This is a genomic window from Nocardia aobensis NBRC 100429 (assembly GCF_000308375.1).
Lineage (GTDB): Bacteria > Actinomycetota > Actinomycetes > Mycobacteriales > Mycobacteriaceae > Nocardia > Nocardia aobensis.
Genome location: NZ_BAFQ01000062.1, coordinates 15542 through 32196, shown reverse-complemented (window position 1 = coordinate 32196; position 16655 = coordinate 15542). Strand labels below are relative to the sequence as shown.

The following is a 16655-nucleotide window of genomic DNA, read 5'->3' as shown; positions in this document are numbered from 1 at the left end:
TGGTCCTCAGGCGGTGAAGAGCGGGTCGGCGGGCAGGCGGCGGGAATCGCCGGGCACGGGGGTGGCGTAGGTGTAGTCGAACAAGCTCGACGGCTGCGGATGCGGACTGGTGTCGGCGAACTCGACGGCGGCGGCGACCTCGGCGATGATCTCCGCGTCCAGGGCGGCGGCCGAATCCTCGCTGAGCACACCGGCTTTCAGCAGCGCGCTCTTCCAGATCTCGATCGGGTCGTGGGATCGCGCCGCCGTCACCGTTTCCTCGGTGCGGTATTTCGCGGGGTCGACCACCGAGTGGCCTTTCAGGCGGTGGCTGACCGCTTCCAGCAGGGCCGGCTTTCCCTCCCGGCGTGCGGTGTCGATGAGTTGCTCGGCGATATCGCGGACGGCGAGGACGTCGGTGCCGTCGACTCGTTCGCCACGCATGCGGTAGGCGGCGGCGCGTTTCCACAGATCGGGTTCGGCGGAGGACTTCTCGACGGTGGTGCCCATGCCGGTCTGGTTGTTGACCACCAGGAACACGATCGGCAGATTCCACAGCGCGGCCAGGTTCAGCGATTCGTGAAAGGCGCCGATATTGGTTGTGCCCTCACCCATTTGGCAGACGACGACGTCGTCGCCGCCGCGGTAGTCGATCGCCAGGGCCGCGCCGACGGCGAGCGGCACCTGCCCGCCGACGATGGCGTAGCCGCCGAGCAGCCGGGTCTGGGTGTCGTACATGTGCATCGATCCGCCCCACCCTTTGGAGGTGCCGGTGGATCGGCCGTACAGTTCGGCCATGACCCGGCCGGGTTCGATGCCCTTGGCGAGGGCGTAGCCGTGTTCGCGGTAGTTGGTGAACAGGTAGTCGGTGGGCCGCATCGCCGCGCCGAGGCCTACCACGGTGGCCTCTTCGCCGAGGTTGAGGTGGCAGTAGCCGCCGATCTTGGCCTGCTGATAGCTCTGCGCGGTGCGCTCCTCGAATCGGCGCACGAACAGCATGTCGCGATACAGCTGCCGCAGCGTGCCCGGGTCCTCGGCCGCCACCCGTGCGTCGAATGATGCTGTCTGGGAAGCGGTTCGGTCGGCGAGCAGAGCTTCGCTCGATACGGTCGTGGACGGCTCGGTGGTCGCGGCCGGTCGTTTCGGTGCGCGCCGGGTCGACGTGCGCGTGGCCTTCTGTGGGGTTGTGGTAGTCACGGTGGTGCTCCTCAACGTGAACGCGGCGCGATGTGGATCGGCAGGCCGAGCCCGGTCAGGGCTGCCTCCATACCGATCTCGCCGAGGGTGGGGTGGGCGTGGATGGTGTCGGCGAGTTCGTCGAGCGTCGCTTCGAGTGATATCGCCAGTGCCCCTTCGGCGATCAGACCGCTCGCGGAAGGGCCGATGATGTGCACGCCGAGCACTTCCCGATGGCGTGCCCCGGCGACGATCTTGCAGAAGCCCTGGGTCTCGCCGAGCGCTTCGGCTCGCCCGAGTGCGGCGAACGGGAATTTCGCGGTGACCACCTCGTGGCCGCCGGCGCGAGCCGCGTCCTCGGTCAGGCCGACGCTCGCGATCTCCGGATGGGTGAACGTCGCCGCGGGGATCACGGTGTAGTCGATGTGGGCGTCGTGACCGGCGATGACGTCGGCGGCGGTGAGCCCCTGATGGGATGCCACGTGGGCCAGCAGCGCCTTGCCGGTGACATCGCCGATGGCGTAGACGTGCTCGACCGTGGTCCGTAGCCGGTCGTCGACCGGAATGAAACCTCGTGCGTCGGTGTCGATTCCGGCGTATTTCAGGTCGAGATCGGCGGTGTTCGGCCGTCGTCCCACACCGACGAGCACGACGTCGGCCGCAATTTTCCGAGTCGTCGCGCCGTTCACGTCGACCTCCAGCGCATCGCCGGTCCGGTCGATGCCGGTGACGGTGCAGCCGGTCAGGACGGTGATGCCGCGCTCGGTGAACGAGCGGCCCAGCGCGGCGCCGATCTCGGTGTCCTCCGCGGGAACCAGCCGGTCCTGCATCTCCACCACGGTCACTTCGGCGCCGAAGGCGGCGAACAGGCCGGCCCATTCGACGCCGACCGCGCTGCCGCCGATGACGACCAGCCGCCGCGGCACCTCGGTCAACCCGAACGCGCCGTCGGAGGTGATCACGCCGGGCAGGTCGGCGCCCGGCACGGGCAGGGCCGCGGGCACGGACCCGGTCGCGACGATGATGTCGGTGGCTGTCACGGTTCGCGTCGGAGTGCCGGTGGGGGCGGCCGCGTAACGCGGACCGTCGGTGAAGACCGGCGAGGGACCCGGCTCGAATACCTCGACCGTGGTCGGTCCGGTGAAACGGGCATGCCCCTCGATCACGGTGACGCCGTTGGCCCGCAGGAGCCCGGCCACGCCGCCGGTCAGTTTGCCGACGATCCCGTCCTTGCGCCGGCGGACGGCCGCGAAGTCGAACCGCACGTTGTCGGCCAGCACACCGAAATCGGCTGCGGCGCTCAGTGTTTCGAATACCTCTGCCGAGCGCAGCATGGCCTTGGTGGGGATGCAGCCCCAGTTCAGGCACACCCCGCCCGGGCGTTCCTTCTCCACCACGGCGACGTGCAGGCCGCGCTGGGCCGCGCGGATCGCCGCGACGTACCCACCCGGCCCGCCGCCGATGATCAAGAGATCGAATTCCGGCACTTGTGGTGCTCCTCGTCCTGAATTGCGTGACCCGAATCCGGTTGCGGTGTGGGCCATCAGGTGTGGAGTCTTATCCGCGCACGGACGCCGGACAATTCCCGGCAAGCCCAGGTTTTGCGACCCGGAATTGGGCGCTGCGCCCAATATCGCTTGCGGCTGCGCCGGGCGAAACGTTCAGTCGGTGGGGCGTTCGAGCAGGTCGTGCGCGGTGAGCGCGAGGCCGAGTTCGAATTGGTGACGCTGACCTTCCAGCGGCCGCCCGAGCAGCGTCGCGGCGCGCTGGAGCCGGTTGATGACGGTGTTGCGATGGCAGTGCAACAGCGGTGCGGCGTGCGCGGCCGAGCAGTTCTCGGCTAGCCAGACCGTCAGCGTGCGCAGCAGGATGTCGCGCTCTCTGGCGGGCAGCGCCAGAATCGGGCCCAAGCATCGCTGGACCAATCGCTGCGCCAGATCGGGCGCGCGCACCAGCAGGGCCTCCGGGTAGCGATCTTCGAGCAGCGTGAGAGTGGGTTCGCGGTCTCGCGGGGCGGTATCGAGTGCCAGCGTGGCGAGTGCGTGGGCGACGTCGATCTCGGCCAGACCGTCGACCGCCGGGGACAGCCCCGCGCGTCCGAGCACGAGCGGACCCAGCAGCTCCGCCACCTGCTGCGGCGAACGCTGTTCCAACGCGACGATGCCGACCGTGTGGTCGCCCCGATCGTGGCGGACCGAACGAATCCCCATGGCCGCCAACGCGCTTTCGGTGCCCAGCCGCAGCGGCTGTTCCCCGCGAGCGACGACCACCAGGTAGTCGCCGCCGGCGGGGAGGTCGAGTTCCCGCGCCGCATACGCCGCGAAGGCGGCGTCGCGGCCACGCCCGGAGAGGACATCTTCGATCAGGGCGTGACGGCGGCGCTCGTCGCGTCGGACCCGGTCGAGTTCGGCGCCGCGATAGGAGGTCACCAGCGCCGAGGACATCCCGTCGACAACCGCCCACATGGCGGTCCCGATTTCACGGAAATCGGCAGGTGACATATCGCCGGCACGATCCATCAGCGCTTCCCACACGATGCGCCCGCCCAGGCGGAAGGTGCGCTGCATGGCCTCGAGCGGAACACCCTGCGCGGCGCGCTGCCGGCCGATCGCGGCGGCCACATCGTCGCGCTCGGCGCCGGCCCCCTTCGCCGCGAGCAACTCCAGCACCCGCGTGAGGAACCGCCGGCACCCCTCCCGCAGATCCGTTCTGCTCACCGCCGAATAGTCGGTCCACTCCGGATTGTCGGTGAACACCGCCGCCATGAGCCGTGCGGTGAGCTCGGCGATATCGCTCCCGCACGCCCTCGCCAACTCCGCGGAGTCGGGCACTTGATCGGGGATTCCTGCGGGCGCCACGACGGCCACAGTACGTCGAGAGGGGATGCGCGGAGGAAGCCGGTCGGTCGGCACGGTGACGGTTTCGGCAGTCGATGTGAGGTAGCACCAGCCCTTCGTGACCGCTTGGCGGTGCCCGGCGGGGGTATATCGGCGCCATGACTGGACCTGCTCGTTTTCGGTTTCCGCGCCGATGGAACCAGATCGAGGAATCTCGCCGCGGGATCGTGCTGGCCTGGCTGGCGTTCACCGTCACCTTCGGTGGCGCCCGGTTGGTGACCTGGCTGATCCACATCGACACCAGCAACGTCGGCGATGTGTCCACCGGCGGAACTCATCTGCACCATTACCTGTGGGGGCTGGTGCTGCTGGCCGGTGTCGCCATCTTCGGCATGGTCGATCGCAGTCCCCGGGCGCGGACATGGATGGGTCTGGCACTGGGTATCGCGCTGGCGCTGATCGTGGACGAGGCCGCGCTGCTGATCACGCTCGAAGATGTGTACTGGCACCGGGACGGCTGGTCGAGCATTGCCATCGCGCTGAGCCTCATCGGTGTCGTGGGTACCGGACTTGCGCTGACCCGCAACCGTATTCACGACGACGACGAGGACCACGACGAGGACGATGCTGAGCACCGTCCGGCCGCTCGTCGCGCACCGTAGTCGCGACCGGAACGCACGGCGAATTCTCTGCGACTGTTAACGGCCGGCCGAAGTGGGCGTATCTCTCGAACGTAGCCACCTCGTCTCGGCCCTCGACAGAAAGCGATGCCGCGCATGACATTCGACGATTCCGCACCGGCCGCACGGCCGACGCGAACGATCTCCCGGATCGGCCTCGCGGTATTCGCCGCATGCGCGCTCGCGATCGCCGGATGCTCCTCCGGGGGAAGCACTTCCGCACCTGAGACGTCGGCCGGTTCGAGTGCTCGGACGTCCGTTACGGCTCCGGCTTCGACAGGTCCGGCCTCGACCACCGCGGCCGCCCAAGTCCCGTCGCCCTCGGCGCACGAAGGTACGGATGGGACAGATTCCGCCCCGCCGCAGGCGTCGCCCCAAGGGCCGCGCGACCCCTCCGGCCCGCCCGCCGCGACACCCGCCGGGCCGCCACCGGAAGCAGCACCCGCCGCCGTGAAGTGCACCGATCAGATCAACTATGCGGGTGATCCGCGGCCGAATGCGGAGATCAATTCGATCGGTGAGCAGACCGGGCAGTGCCCGGCGCCGCAGCACTCCTGATCGAATGCGCCGGCAGGCCGATGCCGCCGTTCTCGAGCGCGGCTTTCGCGCTCCGGCGGTGACGTGCTCACAGCTCGTCGCGCCGACTATTCTTGTCCTGCAACGGATGTCAGGAGATGCTGTGATCCATCACGTGCAAATCGCTTGTCCGCCGGGCGCCGAAGCCCGCATGCGAGCCTTCTACACCGGCGTACTCGGCTGGGCGGAACTCCCCAAACCCCCGTTACTCGCAGCCACTGGCGGCTGTTGGTTCCTGGTCCTGGGAGTGGGCGGTCCGGACGGTGAACTCCACGTGGGTGTCGAGGAGTCCTTCCATCCCGCACGCAAAGCTCATCCCGCCTTCGTCGTCGATGTCGACGCGACGGCGGACGCGGTCACGGCTGCCGGATATGAGGTCCGATGGGCGGATCCGGCCGAAATCCCCGGTCGCCGCCGTTTCCACACCGCCGATCCGGTGGGCAATCGCGTGGAATTCCTGGCCGGCTGATCCATCGGGTCGAAGGTGGCCTGTCGGGCCGGGAATCATCGTGGCGCTGATCGGTCGACGCAACCGCCCGTGCGAGAGGGTCTTTCGTATTTCAGTTGTCGAGTACTTCTGAACGTGACAGCGAGAGACCGTAGTCTGATCGCCATCAGATTCGACAGGGAGGATCGAGGCGTGACCGAGGATCGGACTGACCGCAGGCGTGTTCGACCGTGACGGATGCTGCGTGCCCCTTTTGTGTCATTGTCTCTGGGGAAGACCCGTCTGCTCGTGAGATCTACCGCGATGCGAACACCGTCGCGTTCTTCCCGCTGGAGCCGGCCACACATGGTCACACTCTGGTAGTGCCGACGAGGCATGTTCGGCACGTGTGGGAACTAGCGGATTCAGACCTCACATCGTTGTCTTTCGTGACGATCAAAGTGGCGAAAGCGATCCGCACCGCGCTGGCTCCTGAAGGGCTCAACATCATCCAGTCCAACGGGCGTGCCGCGGCCCAGACAGTCGGGCACGTGCACGTGCATGTGGTGCCCCGGTGGGAGAACGATCGGATGACCGAGTTCTGGCCTGCCGGCACCGAGGAGACCAGCACCGATATGGCAAGTGCCGCACGCCGGATCACCGCAGCCCTTCCCGGAGGCACCTCGACCACGTCCGCGGAGGACCGTCGGCAACATCTGGTATTCGTCCAGTCTGTCGTCGCGCGACTAGCGCAGGCGTCCTCCACCGCCAAGGCGTGGCTCCTCCCTATCGTGACCGCAACGTACGGTTACGCCATCACGAAGAACGCGCCGGGGATCGCATTGCTCGGAGTTGTCGCTGTGATGGTCTTTGCGCTCCTGGACGCCAACTACCTCAAAGAGGAACGCGCATTTCGTCAGCTGTACGACGAGGTTGCAGGCGATGGCCCTGTCCCCGCGTTCTCGATGAATCCCGCAGTGGCCGGGGCCGATAGAAAGCGGCGCAACTACTGGCCCGATCTACGAGACTGGAAATCTTGGTCCGTCGCACCGGTCTACGTGCCGTTGGTAGTGACCGGGCTCGTGATCGCAATGCTCTACGCCTGGGTGTGGTGAGAGACAAGCGCGACCTACCGGACAAGTGCGATCGGCAGGTGGCGCGAGCGATAGGCTACTGGCCGAGAAGTGGCACGCCAAATGTTCGCCGCCCCAACAAGTTCAGCCGGTGTGGCGTAAGATGTGCCGGTAACAGTGCCGCATCGAGCAAGAGTCGGTAGGGGATCGGGATGCCGGATGTCGAGTCGACGGCTGGGGTGTTGATCGTCGACGGAAGATCGTTCTACGCGGCGTCAGCTGAACGTCCGGCGGTATGCCTGAATAATTCGCTCGACGGAATCAGTGACCGGTAGGTCGCCGGTCGGTGCGGCCCAGAGGAAGGCGTCATGTTCGGACAACTCGACAGGTTCCGTCCGGTCCACGTTCACTGCGAAATTGAACTGCCGGCTCTTCTTGCCGCTGCCCGATATGTAATCGAAGCTACCCAGGTATCCGCGAATATCAGTGACGATCAGCCCGCTCTCCTCGTGAACTTCACGAGCCAGCGCTTCGGTCAGGCTTTCGCCGTGTTCAACTTTGCCGCTGGGCAATTCGAAGATACCGCCCATGAAGTCGCCTTCGGGACGTTTGAGAAGCAGCACGCCGGCATCACAAGGAACCACCGCACCCACGATCAATCGCTGTATGCCCTCAGTGGCGGCCTGCGTCGTCAGAGTGTGCAGCAGCCCGTCGTCGATCATCTTTTCCATACCTCATCTCGTCGAAGTTTGCCGATGACTCTACGTCAGGTATCGGGCACCGGCCATTCGGGGGTGAAGGTGCAAGTGCCTGTGCAGATATTATTGAACTTCTCGCATTACGATGGTTGCTCGCCAATGGGTCAGGAAAAACCGGCAGAGAGGCAATAAATGGTCGACACGGTCACCGCGCCGCAGGTGTTTCTCAGCTACGCCGGATCGGAGCGGAGCAGGGCGATGGCAGTCCGCGCGGAACTGGCCTCACGCGGCATCGACGTAATCATGGACGATGAGTTCGAGCCTGGTCGTTCCGTGATGGTCAACATCGGAAGAGCGCTGCATCGAGCGACGGTCGTACTCGCCCTCGTGTCCTCTCAATATCTCGACCGACACTTTACGGAAATCGAGGTGTCGACAACTCTGGCGAATCGTGACAGCAACCTGATACCTATTGTGATCGGCGCCGACCCCGAGCCCGAAACAGAGGCAGGTAAAGATCTTCTGCGAGTGATCAAGGGGCGTACTTATTTTCGCCTCGAAATGACCCCGAACTCGTTCGACAAATTGGTAGCGGCTATTCGCGAAAACTATCGCCATCCGGCGCGGAAACAAGCCCAGGTTGAGGTCGAAAGTATAAGCTCGGCCGATTTCACCGTCGTGTACGACTGGGAGGACAGCTATCTCGTCGACACAGTGCACGAGCGATTGGTGAAATTGGGTGTCGATGATGTCAAGTATTACAGTGCCGGCGTCGCCACGTCGGCGGGTGGCGAGGATGGCGCAGTAGCCGTGCTGTGGACGTCGGCGGCGAGAGAAAGCCCAGAAATAGCGCAGGTGCTGCGAAATGCGGTAACGCGGGTCCAGGCAGTGATCTATTTGACATTGGCGAACGGGCATCCGCCGCCGGCGGGGGCGTCGGTGCTCGAACTGAACGGTGCGGTGACGAGCGGGCTGGCGCGGCACCGTAGACCTCAGCATCGTCAACCGCGACGGCGGTTCGACGCCGCCATCGACACCGACCTGACCGAACGCTCCCTCAGGTTGAACGACGGTACTCCCTTTCATCTGCTCGCTGATAAATTCTGCCTCGATCGGGCGGCGGCCAGAGCGGCCGAGGAGGCATACCGATTTGCGGTCTACGAAATGCCACCAATGCATGAACATCGCCTTGCTACGGTCCTGGCCTATGCGGCGGTCCGGCGTTTCGTGGGTGACTGGACAACCGCGCTCGAAGTGCTCACCGCGGAACCCTTGACCGAGATGATCGCCCAAGAGACCTCCACTACGCTGGCGATCAGCTTGGATCTGTTATCGCTGGAGTTCGAGCTCGGCCGAGTCTATGGAGCCGTCGGGCGAGGCGAAACGATTCTGGCGAAATGCCTGGCAGCATCCGATTGGCCGATGATCATCTGCACTCACCGGCTGTTGGGGATGATTCATAAAGAACAGGGACGGTATTCCTCGGCGCGAGAGCATCTCCAGCGCGCGTCCCACTATTCCGAAGACCTGCGAGATACGGCATTGCTGAAGTCTCGGATACCCTCCTCGGGTGCTCGCAGGATGCTGCACGCCGACTGCCTGCGCGAGCTCGCCACTCTGGAGCGGCGAGCAGGAAACCTCGATTCCGCACAGCGACTGCTCAATCGCGCGCTGGAAGAGACCCGTCCTGTGAATATGCGTTCCGCAGGGTATCTCACCAGCGTAATCGCGTACCAATTGGCTCGCGTAAATTACGCGATCGATCATGACTACGAATCCGCGAAAGATATCCTTCAATCCAGCTATAAGCAGCTGCAGCAATACGACAACCCGATTCGATTGGCTGGTGTCCTCGAATCGATTGTGCGGCTCGAAATGGATTTCTCTAGTCACAGTGATACGCAGGTGGGTATGTTGCGCCCGACTCTGCGGAAAGTACTTCGTGTCGGGGAACGGCGGGGGCACGACTATATGATTGCCCGGGTTACTGCAGGTATGGGAGATCTGGAGTATTCTCTCGGCAATTCGCCTGAGGCGATGGACCGCTACGAGTTCGCGCAACGTGAGTTCAACCGGCTCGGCAAGGTGCCGGAAGCTGCGAACTCTGCCCGTCTCGTCGCCCGCTGTCTCGCGCATATCGGCGACCTAGACGGGGCTATGCGGCTACTCACCGAAACGCTGGGCTCCCTCGGTGACAACGACCATAAGGTAGCCCAGGCGGCAATTCGTGCCGAGATGGCGCACCTTACTCACAATATGGTTTTGCCGAATCAAATAGATGATGATATCGAGATGACCGGAGTCGGCGAATTTTCGGTACATAACTGGATCGCCCACGGACTCATCAGCCGCCACCGGATGAATTCCGACAACATCGTGTTGAGCGTTGGTGACGATGCCGCCATATTGCGGATAAGTCCCACCGAGGATTTCGCCGTCTCGACCGACTCTGTGCCGCCCGCGCTGTTGCGTACCAGCGATCTGGAATCGGCTCACTACGCTGCCCGGTTCGCTGTCGTCAGCTCGCTGTCCGACATCATTGCGATGGGCGGCGAGCCGCTTGGAATTTTGCTCAATCTGCACCTTCAGCGCACCACCGCCGCGTCGTGGACACGCGCGCTCCTCCAAGCGGTCGCCATGGAAGCCGCGAAGTTCGGCGCGGCGGTGATCGGCGGCGACCTCAAAGAACGTCCGGCCGACAGTCTCACCACCACCGTAGTTGGCAAGATTCCGCGTGGGGGAGCCTTGCGCCGCTCTGGGGCGCGGGTGGGTGACGCGGTGGTTCTCACCCTTTCCGCCGGCGCCGACGGAGTAGTAAACGGGTTGGGCACCCGATGGGCGCACGAGTTGCTTCCCCACCTCTCCGAGCGGATGAAGGCAGCGACGAGGCCGCTCGTCGATCGGAATGCAAAATTCAACGACCTCGGTCTGGCCGTCGACATCATGCGCGAGATCGCGAATCGAAATATCGCGACGGCGGCCATCGATACCAGCGACGGTCTGCTGGCGTGCGCTCAGCTCGTCGGTGAGGCGTCCGGCGTCGGATTGGAGATCGACGTGAGCAGGCTGGATCGCTTGATCAATGATGACGTCCGTCGGCTGGCTGCCGAACTGGGTATCGCCCCTTTTCTGTTCGCGATGAATGCCGGCCACGATTGGGAGGTATTGGTAACCGTACAACCCGAAAGGGCGGCGGAGTTCGAAGCTCTCGCCGCCCCGAAAGTCGCTAGCGAATATCCGTCGGCAGCAGTGATCGGTCGAGTAGTTTCTCGCGGTGAATGGTCACACGACGGAATTCGCCTCATTGCGAATGACGGCGGCGCTCACATTCTGCCGTTCTTTACGGATGAGAAGTTCGTCGCACATCCCTACGAACTTCGCGCTCGCGACTGGCTTGAATTTGCGCGGGACGCAACCCGCCAGATCATGAACAAGTCTCCGGGCAGTGCAGAGCGATGAACATCGGTGTCCTCCTCGTCGGCGCCGGAAAACGGGGCTTGGAAACGTACTATCCGGCGATGGCGGCTATGGCCGACATGGCAGTCGTAGCGATTGTGGAGGAGCGGCACAGGGCGTGGAGTCTGCAACGCAGTGTGATGGAAGTACCGGTATTCGAGAATCTTGCAGATGCAGTTCGGATCGTACGTCCGGATCTGGCGGTGGTCGCTACTCCGCACGACACGCACCTGCCGATCGGAATAGCCCTGCTGCGCGCGGGGGTACCTACTCTGATCGAGAAGCCGTTGGTGACCAAAGCGACGGATCTGGTGTTGTTACGTCGCGCGGCAATCGATTTCGAGACGCCTTTGGCGCCGTTGTTGTCGATGCGGCACAGTGAGTTCGGTATGGCAATAGTAACTGCCTTCGGCGCGCAACACGGGCCCGCAGAATTTATGATCGACGTCAAAGTTCCGTTCGATCCTGGGGTGCACGGTTGGCGCACGGACCGTAGTCGAAGCGGTGGTGGGGTATTGATCGACCTCGGTTACCACTACTTTGATCTGATCAACCTATGTCTGGGTACGCCCACCATCGCTCATGCCGTGCTCGATTCGCGAGGTGCGGAAGCACGCGCGTGCGAGCGAGAAGCGCGCATTTCCCTGGAGTACGCATCGACCGGAATCCGAGTCCAACTGCTGCTGGGTGCTTGGTCGAGACGGGAGTCCAGAAGGCGACTAATGGTCCGGGATGGTGCCGCCCCCGGCCCTGGTGGATGGAGTTCCGTCCCCGTGGTGCCGGCACGAGCATCTGCGCATGCTGTGAGTGATCCGGTACTCGTACAGATCCGAGACCTCGTAGAAGCGGGATTCCTGACCGGCCAGGGAAACTGGCGTGCTGCATTGTATGAACAGGAATCGGTGCTCGCCCTCATCGAGTCTCTCTACCGCCACTCCGACTCGGCGCGCGAGGTACCCTGCTATGACAGTTGATTCAAGTCGGCTAGCGATTCAGGGTGGTCCACCGCTGGCGTCGTCTCCGATCCGGTTTGAATGGCCTGTCATGACGGACCGCATCGCATCGGCTGTCGTAACGCAGTTGCGCGAGGCTACTTCGCTGTACGACCGGAGTGGCATTGTCGGTCGTTTCGAGGATGCCTTCGCGTGCTACTCGTCGCAGACGAGAACGCTCGCTGTGTGTTCCGGAACAGCGGCGTTACATTCGTTGTACTACGGTTCTCGACTCGGGGCGGGTGATGAGGTCATCTGCTCCGACTACGGGTTTTTCGCCACCATCACGCCGTTGCTGCACCTGGGGGTGCGTTTGGTGTTGGTCGACTCGACCGCAGATGGCACCATCGATGTGGCGCAGATCGACAGTGCGTGTACCGGCAGGACCAAGGCCGTTGTGGCTACGCACATGTGGGGTCAGCCGGCCGACGTCGTGACTCTTCGCCGAATTTGCGACGACCGCGGGCTGTTGTTGTTCGAGGACTGTTCACACGCCTACGACAGCAGGATCGGTGAGCGTGTGGTCGGTTCTTTCGGAGACGGTGCGGCGTGGAGCATGCAGGCGAAGAAGACCTTGTGCGCGGGCGAAGGTGGTGTGCTGGCAACGAATAACGAGGACATCTTCGAACGCGCTTTGTTGCTCGGACATTTCAACCAGCGCGCTGTGCAGGGTATCCGGCCGGACTCGAGCAATGCCAGGTATGCATTCACCGGTACCGGTCTGAAGTACCGTGCGCATCCACTGGCTTTGGCGATGGCGCTCGCGCAGTTGGATGACCTTGCTGCGCTTGTGGATGCCAGACAGGAACCGGCAGATATGATCTGTGCCGCTTTGAACGAATTGCCGGGAGTGCGCGTACTCAGCAGATCGACCGGCTCGACGAGGCACTCGTACTACAGCCTGGTGGCTTTGTTCGATCCTGCGGAATGTGGTTATCCGCGTGAACAGTTCGTGGCTGCGCTCCGCGCGGAGAACATCCAGATAGCGGATGTTCCCCTTCAGATGCGTTCGATGCACCATTACCCACTGGTCCAGGATGCAGGGTTCGGGCAGAACGGACATGGCTTTTCGAACTCGTTGCGAATCACCGGCCAGGCAGTGAAATTCTTCGTCCCTTCGGTCGTGTCCGAGGATTCAGTTCTGGAGAAGGTCGCAATCTGCGCCGAGGGTATTCGCAAGGTGGGCCGCGGCTTGGCCGCTGGTCGAGCGTAGATGCAGGCGTCTTATCGTTCTGCGTGTGGTCGCTCGGAAGTGATCGCCGCGCTGTGGTCGCGTAGAGCGCCGACTATGGCGGTCAGTACGCGGTGGGTGGCCTGCAGGTCGGAGTCGGGGAGGTCGGCGAGTGCGGCTCGGGTTTGTATGCCGATGGGGGTGAAGAAGCCCGCGGCCACGGTCATGCCGTGGTCGCTGTAGTGCAGTAGCACACGGCGTTTGTCGGTGTCGTCGGCTTCGCGTTCGATATGGCCCGACTCGATCATGCGCTCGATCAAGTAGGTGATCGCGCCGGGGGAGACGCCCAGCAGCGCCCCGAGTCGTCCGGCGGTCAGGGGCGTTCCTTCCGCGTCGGCGGTGGCGATATGCATGAGGGCGCGGAAGTCGTTGGGGCGCAGATCGTTCGAATGGGCGAAGAGGTGCGAGATCTGATCCGAGACGGCGCTGAGCGCGCGGATGTCGCGGGCGATCGCCGTCTCGAGTTCGTCGCGGTCGCGCTCGATGGGCGCCGCGTCGGTCGAGCGCTCGGTCACCTCTGTCTCCCTTCTCCCGCCGGTGGGCGTGCACACAGGGTAATCGGACCGAGGGGCGAACCCTTTGCAAACTATTTCAGTTTCTGAAATAGTTCCGGGATGGGCGGATGGGACCGATATGCGCGGATCGTCTCCGGACGGAGAGGGTGGATCATCCTCGCGGCGATGGTGGTCGCCGCCGTCGCGGTCCTCGGCCTGTCCGGTGGGGGCGAGTCGGGTGGCTCGGCACCGAACTCGTTACCGGACGACGCCGAATCCGCGCAGGTGCAGCGGTTGCTGCGGCAGTTTCCCGGCGGGGATTCGGCGGCGGCGGTCCTGATCGTCACCCGCGCCGACGGCGAAGTCCTCACCCCCGGCGACCGAGCGCAGGCCGAGGCGGCGCTGGCCCGGATTCGTTCCGGCGCGAGTGGGCCGGGTCTCGTGCTGTCGCCCGACCAGCGCGCCGCACTCGGGCAGACTCCGATTCCGTCCGAGCTGAACGGCTTCGCCCTGACCGACCGTATCGATGAATTGCGTGCGGCCGCGCGGGCCGGCGCACCCGCCGATCTGCAGGTGCGCATCACCGGCGGCCCGGCCTTCGGCGCCGATATCGCCGACTCCTTCTCCGGCGCCAACACCCTGTTGCTCGCGGTCACCGCCGCCGTGGTGATGGTGCTGCTGATAGCGACCTACCGTTCCCCGGTGCTGTGGTTGATTCCGCTGTCGGTGGTGGCGGTCGCCGACCGGGTCGCCTCCGCGGCGGGAAACGCGCTCGCCCAGGTGAGTGGTCTGACGTTCGACGGTTCGACCGCGGGAATCACCAGCGTGCTGGTATTCGGGGCCGGCACGAACTATGCGTTGCTGCTGGTGTCTCGCTATCGCGACGAGTTGTATCGGACCGAGGACCATCGGGCCGCGCTGCGGATCGCCGCGCGGCGAGCCGGGCCCGCGGTGCTCGCCAGCAACCTGACGGTTGTGCTGGCCCTGTTGATATTGCTGCTCGCGCTGCTCCCCAATACCCGCGGCCTGGGCGCGTTCGGTGCACTGGGGCTGGTGATCGCTGCGGTCTTCGTCCTGGTCGCGCTGCCTCCCGCGCTGGCCCTGTGTGGACGAAAGGTGTTCTGGCCGTTCATTCCCCGAGTCGACGGTCATGACACCGCGACCTCCGGCGCCTGGCATACCGTCGCGGAAAAGGTCGTCCGGCGACCGGCGACGGTGGCCGGCGTCTTCCTGGTGGTCGCGGCCGCCTGTGCCGCCGCGCTGCCGTTCGCTCATGTCGGCCTCGCGCAGTCCGAGCAGTTCCGCGTACACGCGGAATCGGTCGACGGCCTGCGGGCTGTCAGCGAGCATTTCTCCTCCGGCGCAAGCGATCCCGCGATAGTGCTGGCGCGCACCGAAACCGCGCAGCGGGTGCAGGCGGTCCTCGACGGCACCCCGGGCGTCGTGCGCGCGACCCCCGCCGGCGTGTCGGACAACGGGTCGACGCGCTGGTCGGTGATCCTGGACGCGCCACCGGCCTCCGACGCCGCATTCGCCGATGTGAGTCGCCTGCGCACCGCACTGTCCTCGGTGCCCGGCGCCGAGGCGCTGGTCGGCGGCTCCGACGCCGTCGCCATGGACACCCGGGACGCGGCCCGGCGCGATCAGCACGTGATCATTCCGCTCATTCTGGTGGTCGTCCTGCTGGTGCTGCTGGTGCTGTTGCGGGCACTGCCGGCCGCGATACTGCTGGTGGCGGTCACGGTGCTCAGCGCCCTGGCCGCGCTGGGGATCGGAAGCCTGCTCAGCACTTACGTTTTCGGGTTCCCGGCATTGGACACCAACGTGCCGCTGTTCGCCTTCCTGTTCCTGGTGGCGCTCGGTGTCGATTACACGATCTTCCTGGTGACGCGAGCGCGCGAGGAGACGCCCGGCCACGGCGTGACCGGCGGCATCGTCCGCGCGGTCGGCTCCACAGGCGGGGTGATCACCAGCGCCGGAATCGTGCTGGCGGCAGTGTTCGCCGTCCTCGGCGTCCTTCCCCTGATCACGCTGACCCAGCTGGGCATCGTGGTCGGCGTCGGAATTCTGCTCGATACCTTCGTCATCCGAACCCTGGTGATCCCCGCCCTGTTCGCGCTGATCGGTCCGAGGATCTGGTGGCCGGGACGCTGGATTCGGGATGTGGCGCCGGTCGATTCGGAACTGTCGGCGTCACCGGTCGCCGCGGGCGCGTCGACGTCGGAACAGAGCCGTTGAGCTGAGGCCTGCAGCCGCGCAGGTCGTTACGGCATGCCGCCGTCGGAGCGGAGGATCGATCCGGTGGTGTAACTGGAAGCGTCGGAGGCGAGAAATAGAGCGGCTCCGACGATTTCGCTGGGGTGGCCGATGCGTTGGAGCGCATGGGCGGCGAACGGGTTGTCGTCTGGGCCCAGGTTGTCGAGATCCCATCCGGCGGTGGCGTCGGTGCGGTAGGGGCCGGCCATCAGGGTGTTGACTCGGACGGCCGGGCCGAATGCCAGGGCCAAGCCCTCGGTCATGGCATTGAGTCCCGCCTTGGCCGCGGCGTAGGGCACGATCGACGGGCGCGGCCGGATGGAACCGGTGGAACTGACGTTGACGATGGATCCGCGGCCCGCGGCCACCATGCGCTCGCCGAGGAGTGCCGACAAACGAAAGGGCCCTTTGAGATTCAGGGCGATGATGGCGTCGAACAGTTTCTCGCTCACCGACGGCAGATCGTCGTAGACCGGTTGCATCCCGGCATTGTTGATGAGGACATCGACCTTGCCGAACCGGTCGTAGCAGGCGTCGACCAGCCCGTCGAGCTGGTCCCAGCGGCCGATGTGCACGCCGTAGGGCATGGCGGCGCGACCGGTTTCGCGTGCGATCCCGCCGGCGGTGTCTACGCAAGTGTCGTAGTTGCGACTGGCGATGATGACATCGGCGCCGCAGCGTGCGGCGGCGAAGGCCATCTCACGCCCCAGGCCGCGGCTGCCGCCGGTGACCAGAACCACCTTGCCGGTCAGATCGAACAGCTCGTCGGCATATCCCACC

Annotated in this window: 13 protein-coding genes; 7 read left to right on the top strand and 6 right to left on the bottom strand. The window is 64.8% G+C overall.

The genetic code is table 11. The annotated features are described in order from the left end of the window. Positions 1 to 6: 6 nt before the first annotated feature. The 3 genes from pdhA to RJ03_RS08330 all read right to left on the bottom strand — a co-directional run bounded on the left by pdhA (position 7) and on the right by RJ03_RS08330 (position 4013). The gene (gene pdhA, locus RJ03_RS08340; RefSeq protein ID WP_086007207.1) at positions 7 to 1176 is read right to left on the bottom strand and encodes a pyruvate dehydrogenase (acetyl-transferring) E1 component subunit alpha; all 1170 of its coding nucleotides are present in this window, start codon (positions 1174 to 1176) and stop codon (positions 7 to 9) included. Positions 1177 to 1187: 11 nt separating this feature from the next. Continuing rightward, positions 1188 to 2642 carry a dihydrolipoyl dehydrogenase gene (lpdA, locus tag RJ03_RS08335; RefSeq protein WP_036499795.1) on the bottom strand — a complete coding sequence of 485 codons (1455 nt, stop codon included), beginning with the start codon at positions 2640 to 2642 and terminating at the stop codon, positions 1188 to 1190. 174 nt (positions 2643 to 2816) lie between these two features. After that, a complete protein-coding gene (locus tag RJ03_RS08330; protein WP_036499881.1) occupies positions 2817 to 4013 on the bottom strand; it encodes a PucR family transcriptional regulator in 1197 nt (398 codons plus the stop codon). Positions 4014 to 4150: 137 nt separating this feature from the next. Between RJ03_RS08330 and RJ03_RS08325 the strand changes: the two genes are divergently transcribed. The 3 genes from RJ03_RS08325 to RJ03_RS35545 all read left to right on the top strand — a co-directional run bounded on the left by RJ03_RS08325 (position 4151) and on the right by RJ03_RS35545 (position 6790). Then, complete coding sequence (locus tag RJ03_RS08325) at positions 4151 to 4654, top strand: hypothetical protein (RefSeq protein ID WP_051024465.1); 504 nt, start codon at positions 4151 to 4153, stop codon at positions 4652 to 4654. Between the two features lie 682 nt (positions 4655 to 5336). Next, the gene (locus RJ03_RS08315) at positions 5337 to 5717 is read left to right on the top strand and encodes a VOC family protein (RefSeq protein WP_245552215.1); all 381 of its coding nucleotides are present in this window, start codon (positions 5337 to 5339) and stop codon (positions 5715 to 5717) included. 209 nt (positions 5718 to 5926) lie between these two features. Beyond that, on the top strand, positions 5927 to 6790 hold the full coding sequence (locus RJ03_RS35545) for an HIT family protein (RefSeq protein ID WP_063820346.1): 864 nt from the start codon (positions 5927 to 5929) through the stop codon (positions 6788 to 6790). Between the two features lie 233 nt (positions 6791 to 7023). Here the strand turns inward: RJ03_RS35545 and RJ03_RS08305 are convergent, their stop codons facing one another. Next, on the bottom strand, positions 7024 to 7479 hold the full coding sequence (locus tag RJ03_RS08305) for an NUDIX hydrolase (RefSeq protein ID WP_245552214.1): 456 nt from the start codon (positions 7477 to 7479) through the stop codon (positions 7024 to 7026). 159 nt (positions 7480 to 7638) lie between these two features. Between RJ03_RS08305 and RJ03_RS08300 the strand changes: the two genes are divergently transcribed. The 3 genes from RJ03_RS08300 (at position 7639) to RJ03_RS08290 (ending at position 13107) form a co-directional block, all read left to right on the top strand. Then, the gene (locus RJ03_RS08300) at positions 7639 to 10905 is read left to right on the top strand and encodes an AIR synthase related protein (protein ID WP_036499792.1); all 3267 of its coding nucleotides are present in this window, start codon (positions 7639 to 7641) and stop codon (positions 10903 to 10905) included. Beyond that, positions 10902 to 11876, top strand: coding sequence for a Gfo/Idh/MocA family protein (locus RJ03_RS08295; protein WP_036499790.1), 975 nt, complete (start codon positions 10902 to 10904; stop codon positions 11874 to 11876). The genes RJ03_RS08300 and RJ03_RS08295 overlap by 4 nt, the downstream gene beginning before the upstream one ends. A gap of 70 nt (positions 11877 to 11946) precedes the next feature. Further along, complete coding sequence (locus tag RJ03_RS08290) at positions 11947 to 13107, top strand: DegT/DnrJ/EryC1/StrS family aminotransferase (RefSeq protein WP_051024464.1); 1161 nt, start codon at positions 11947 to 11949, stop codon at positions 13105 to 13107. A gap of 11 nt (positions 13108 to 13118) precedes the next feature. Here the strand turns inward: RJ03_RS08290 and RJ03_RS08285 are convergent, their stop codons facing one another. After that, a complete protein-coding gene (locus RJ03_RS08285) occupies positions 13119 to 13640 on the bottom strand; it encodes a MarR family winged helix-turn-helix transcriptional regulator (RefSeq protein WP_051024463.1) in 522 nt (173 codons plus the stop codon). A 99-nt stretch (positions 13641 to 13739) separates the two neighbouring features. Between RJ03_RS08285 and RJ03_RS08280 the strand changes: the two genes are divergently transcribed. Beyond that, positions 13740 to 15857 carry an MMPL family transporter gene (locus RJ03_RS08280; RefSeq protein ID WP_051024462.1) on the top strand — a complete coding sequence of 706 codons (2118 nt, stop codon included), beginning with the start codon at positions 13740 to 13742 and terminating at the stop codon, positions 15855 to 15857. A gap of 26 nt (positions 15858 to 15883) precedes the next feature. On the opposite strand, the gene RJ03_RS08275 is transcribed toward RJ03_RS08280, so the two are convergent. After that, positions 15884 to 16654 carry an SDR family NAD(P)-dependent oxidoreductase gene (locus RJ03_RS08275; RefSeq protein ID WP_036499788.1) on the bottom strand — a complete coding sequence of 257 codons (771 nt, stop codon included), beginning with the start codon at positions 16652 to 16654 and terminating at the stop codon, positions 15884 to 15886. Position 16655: the final 1 nt, after the last annotated feature.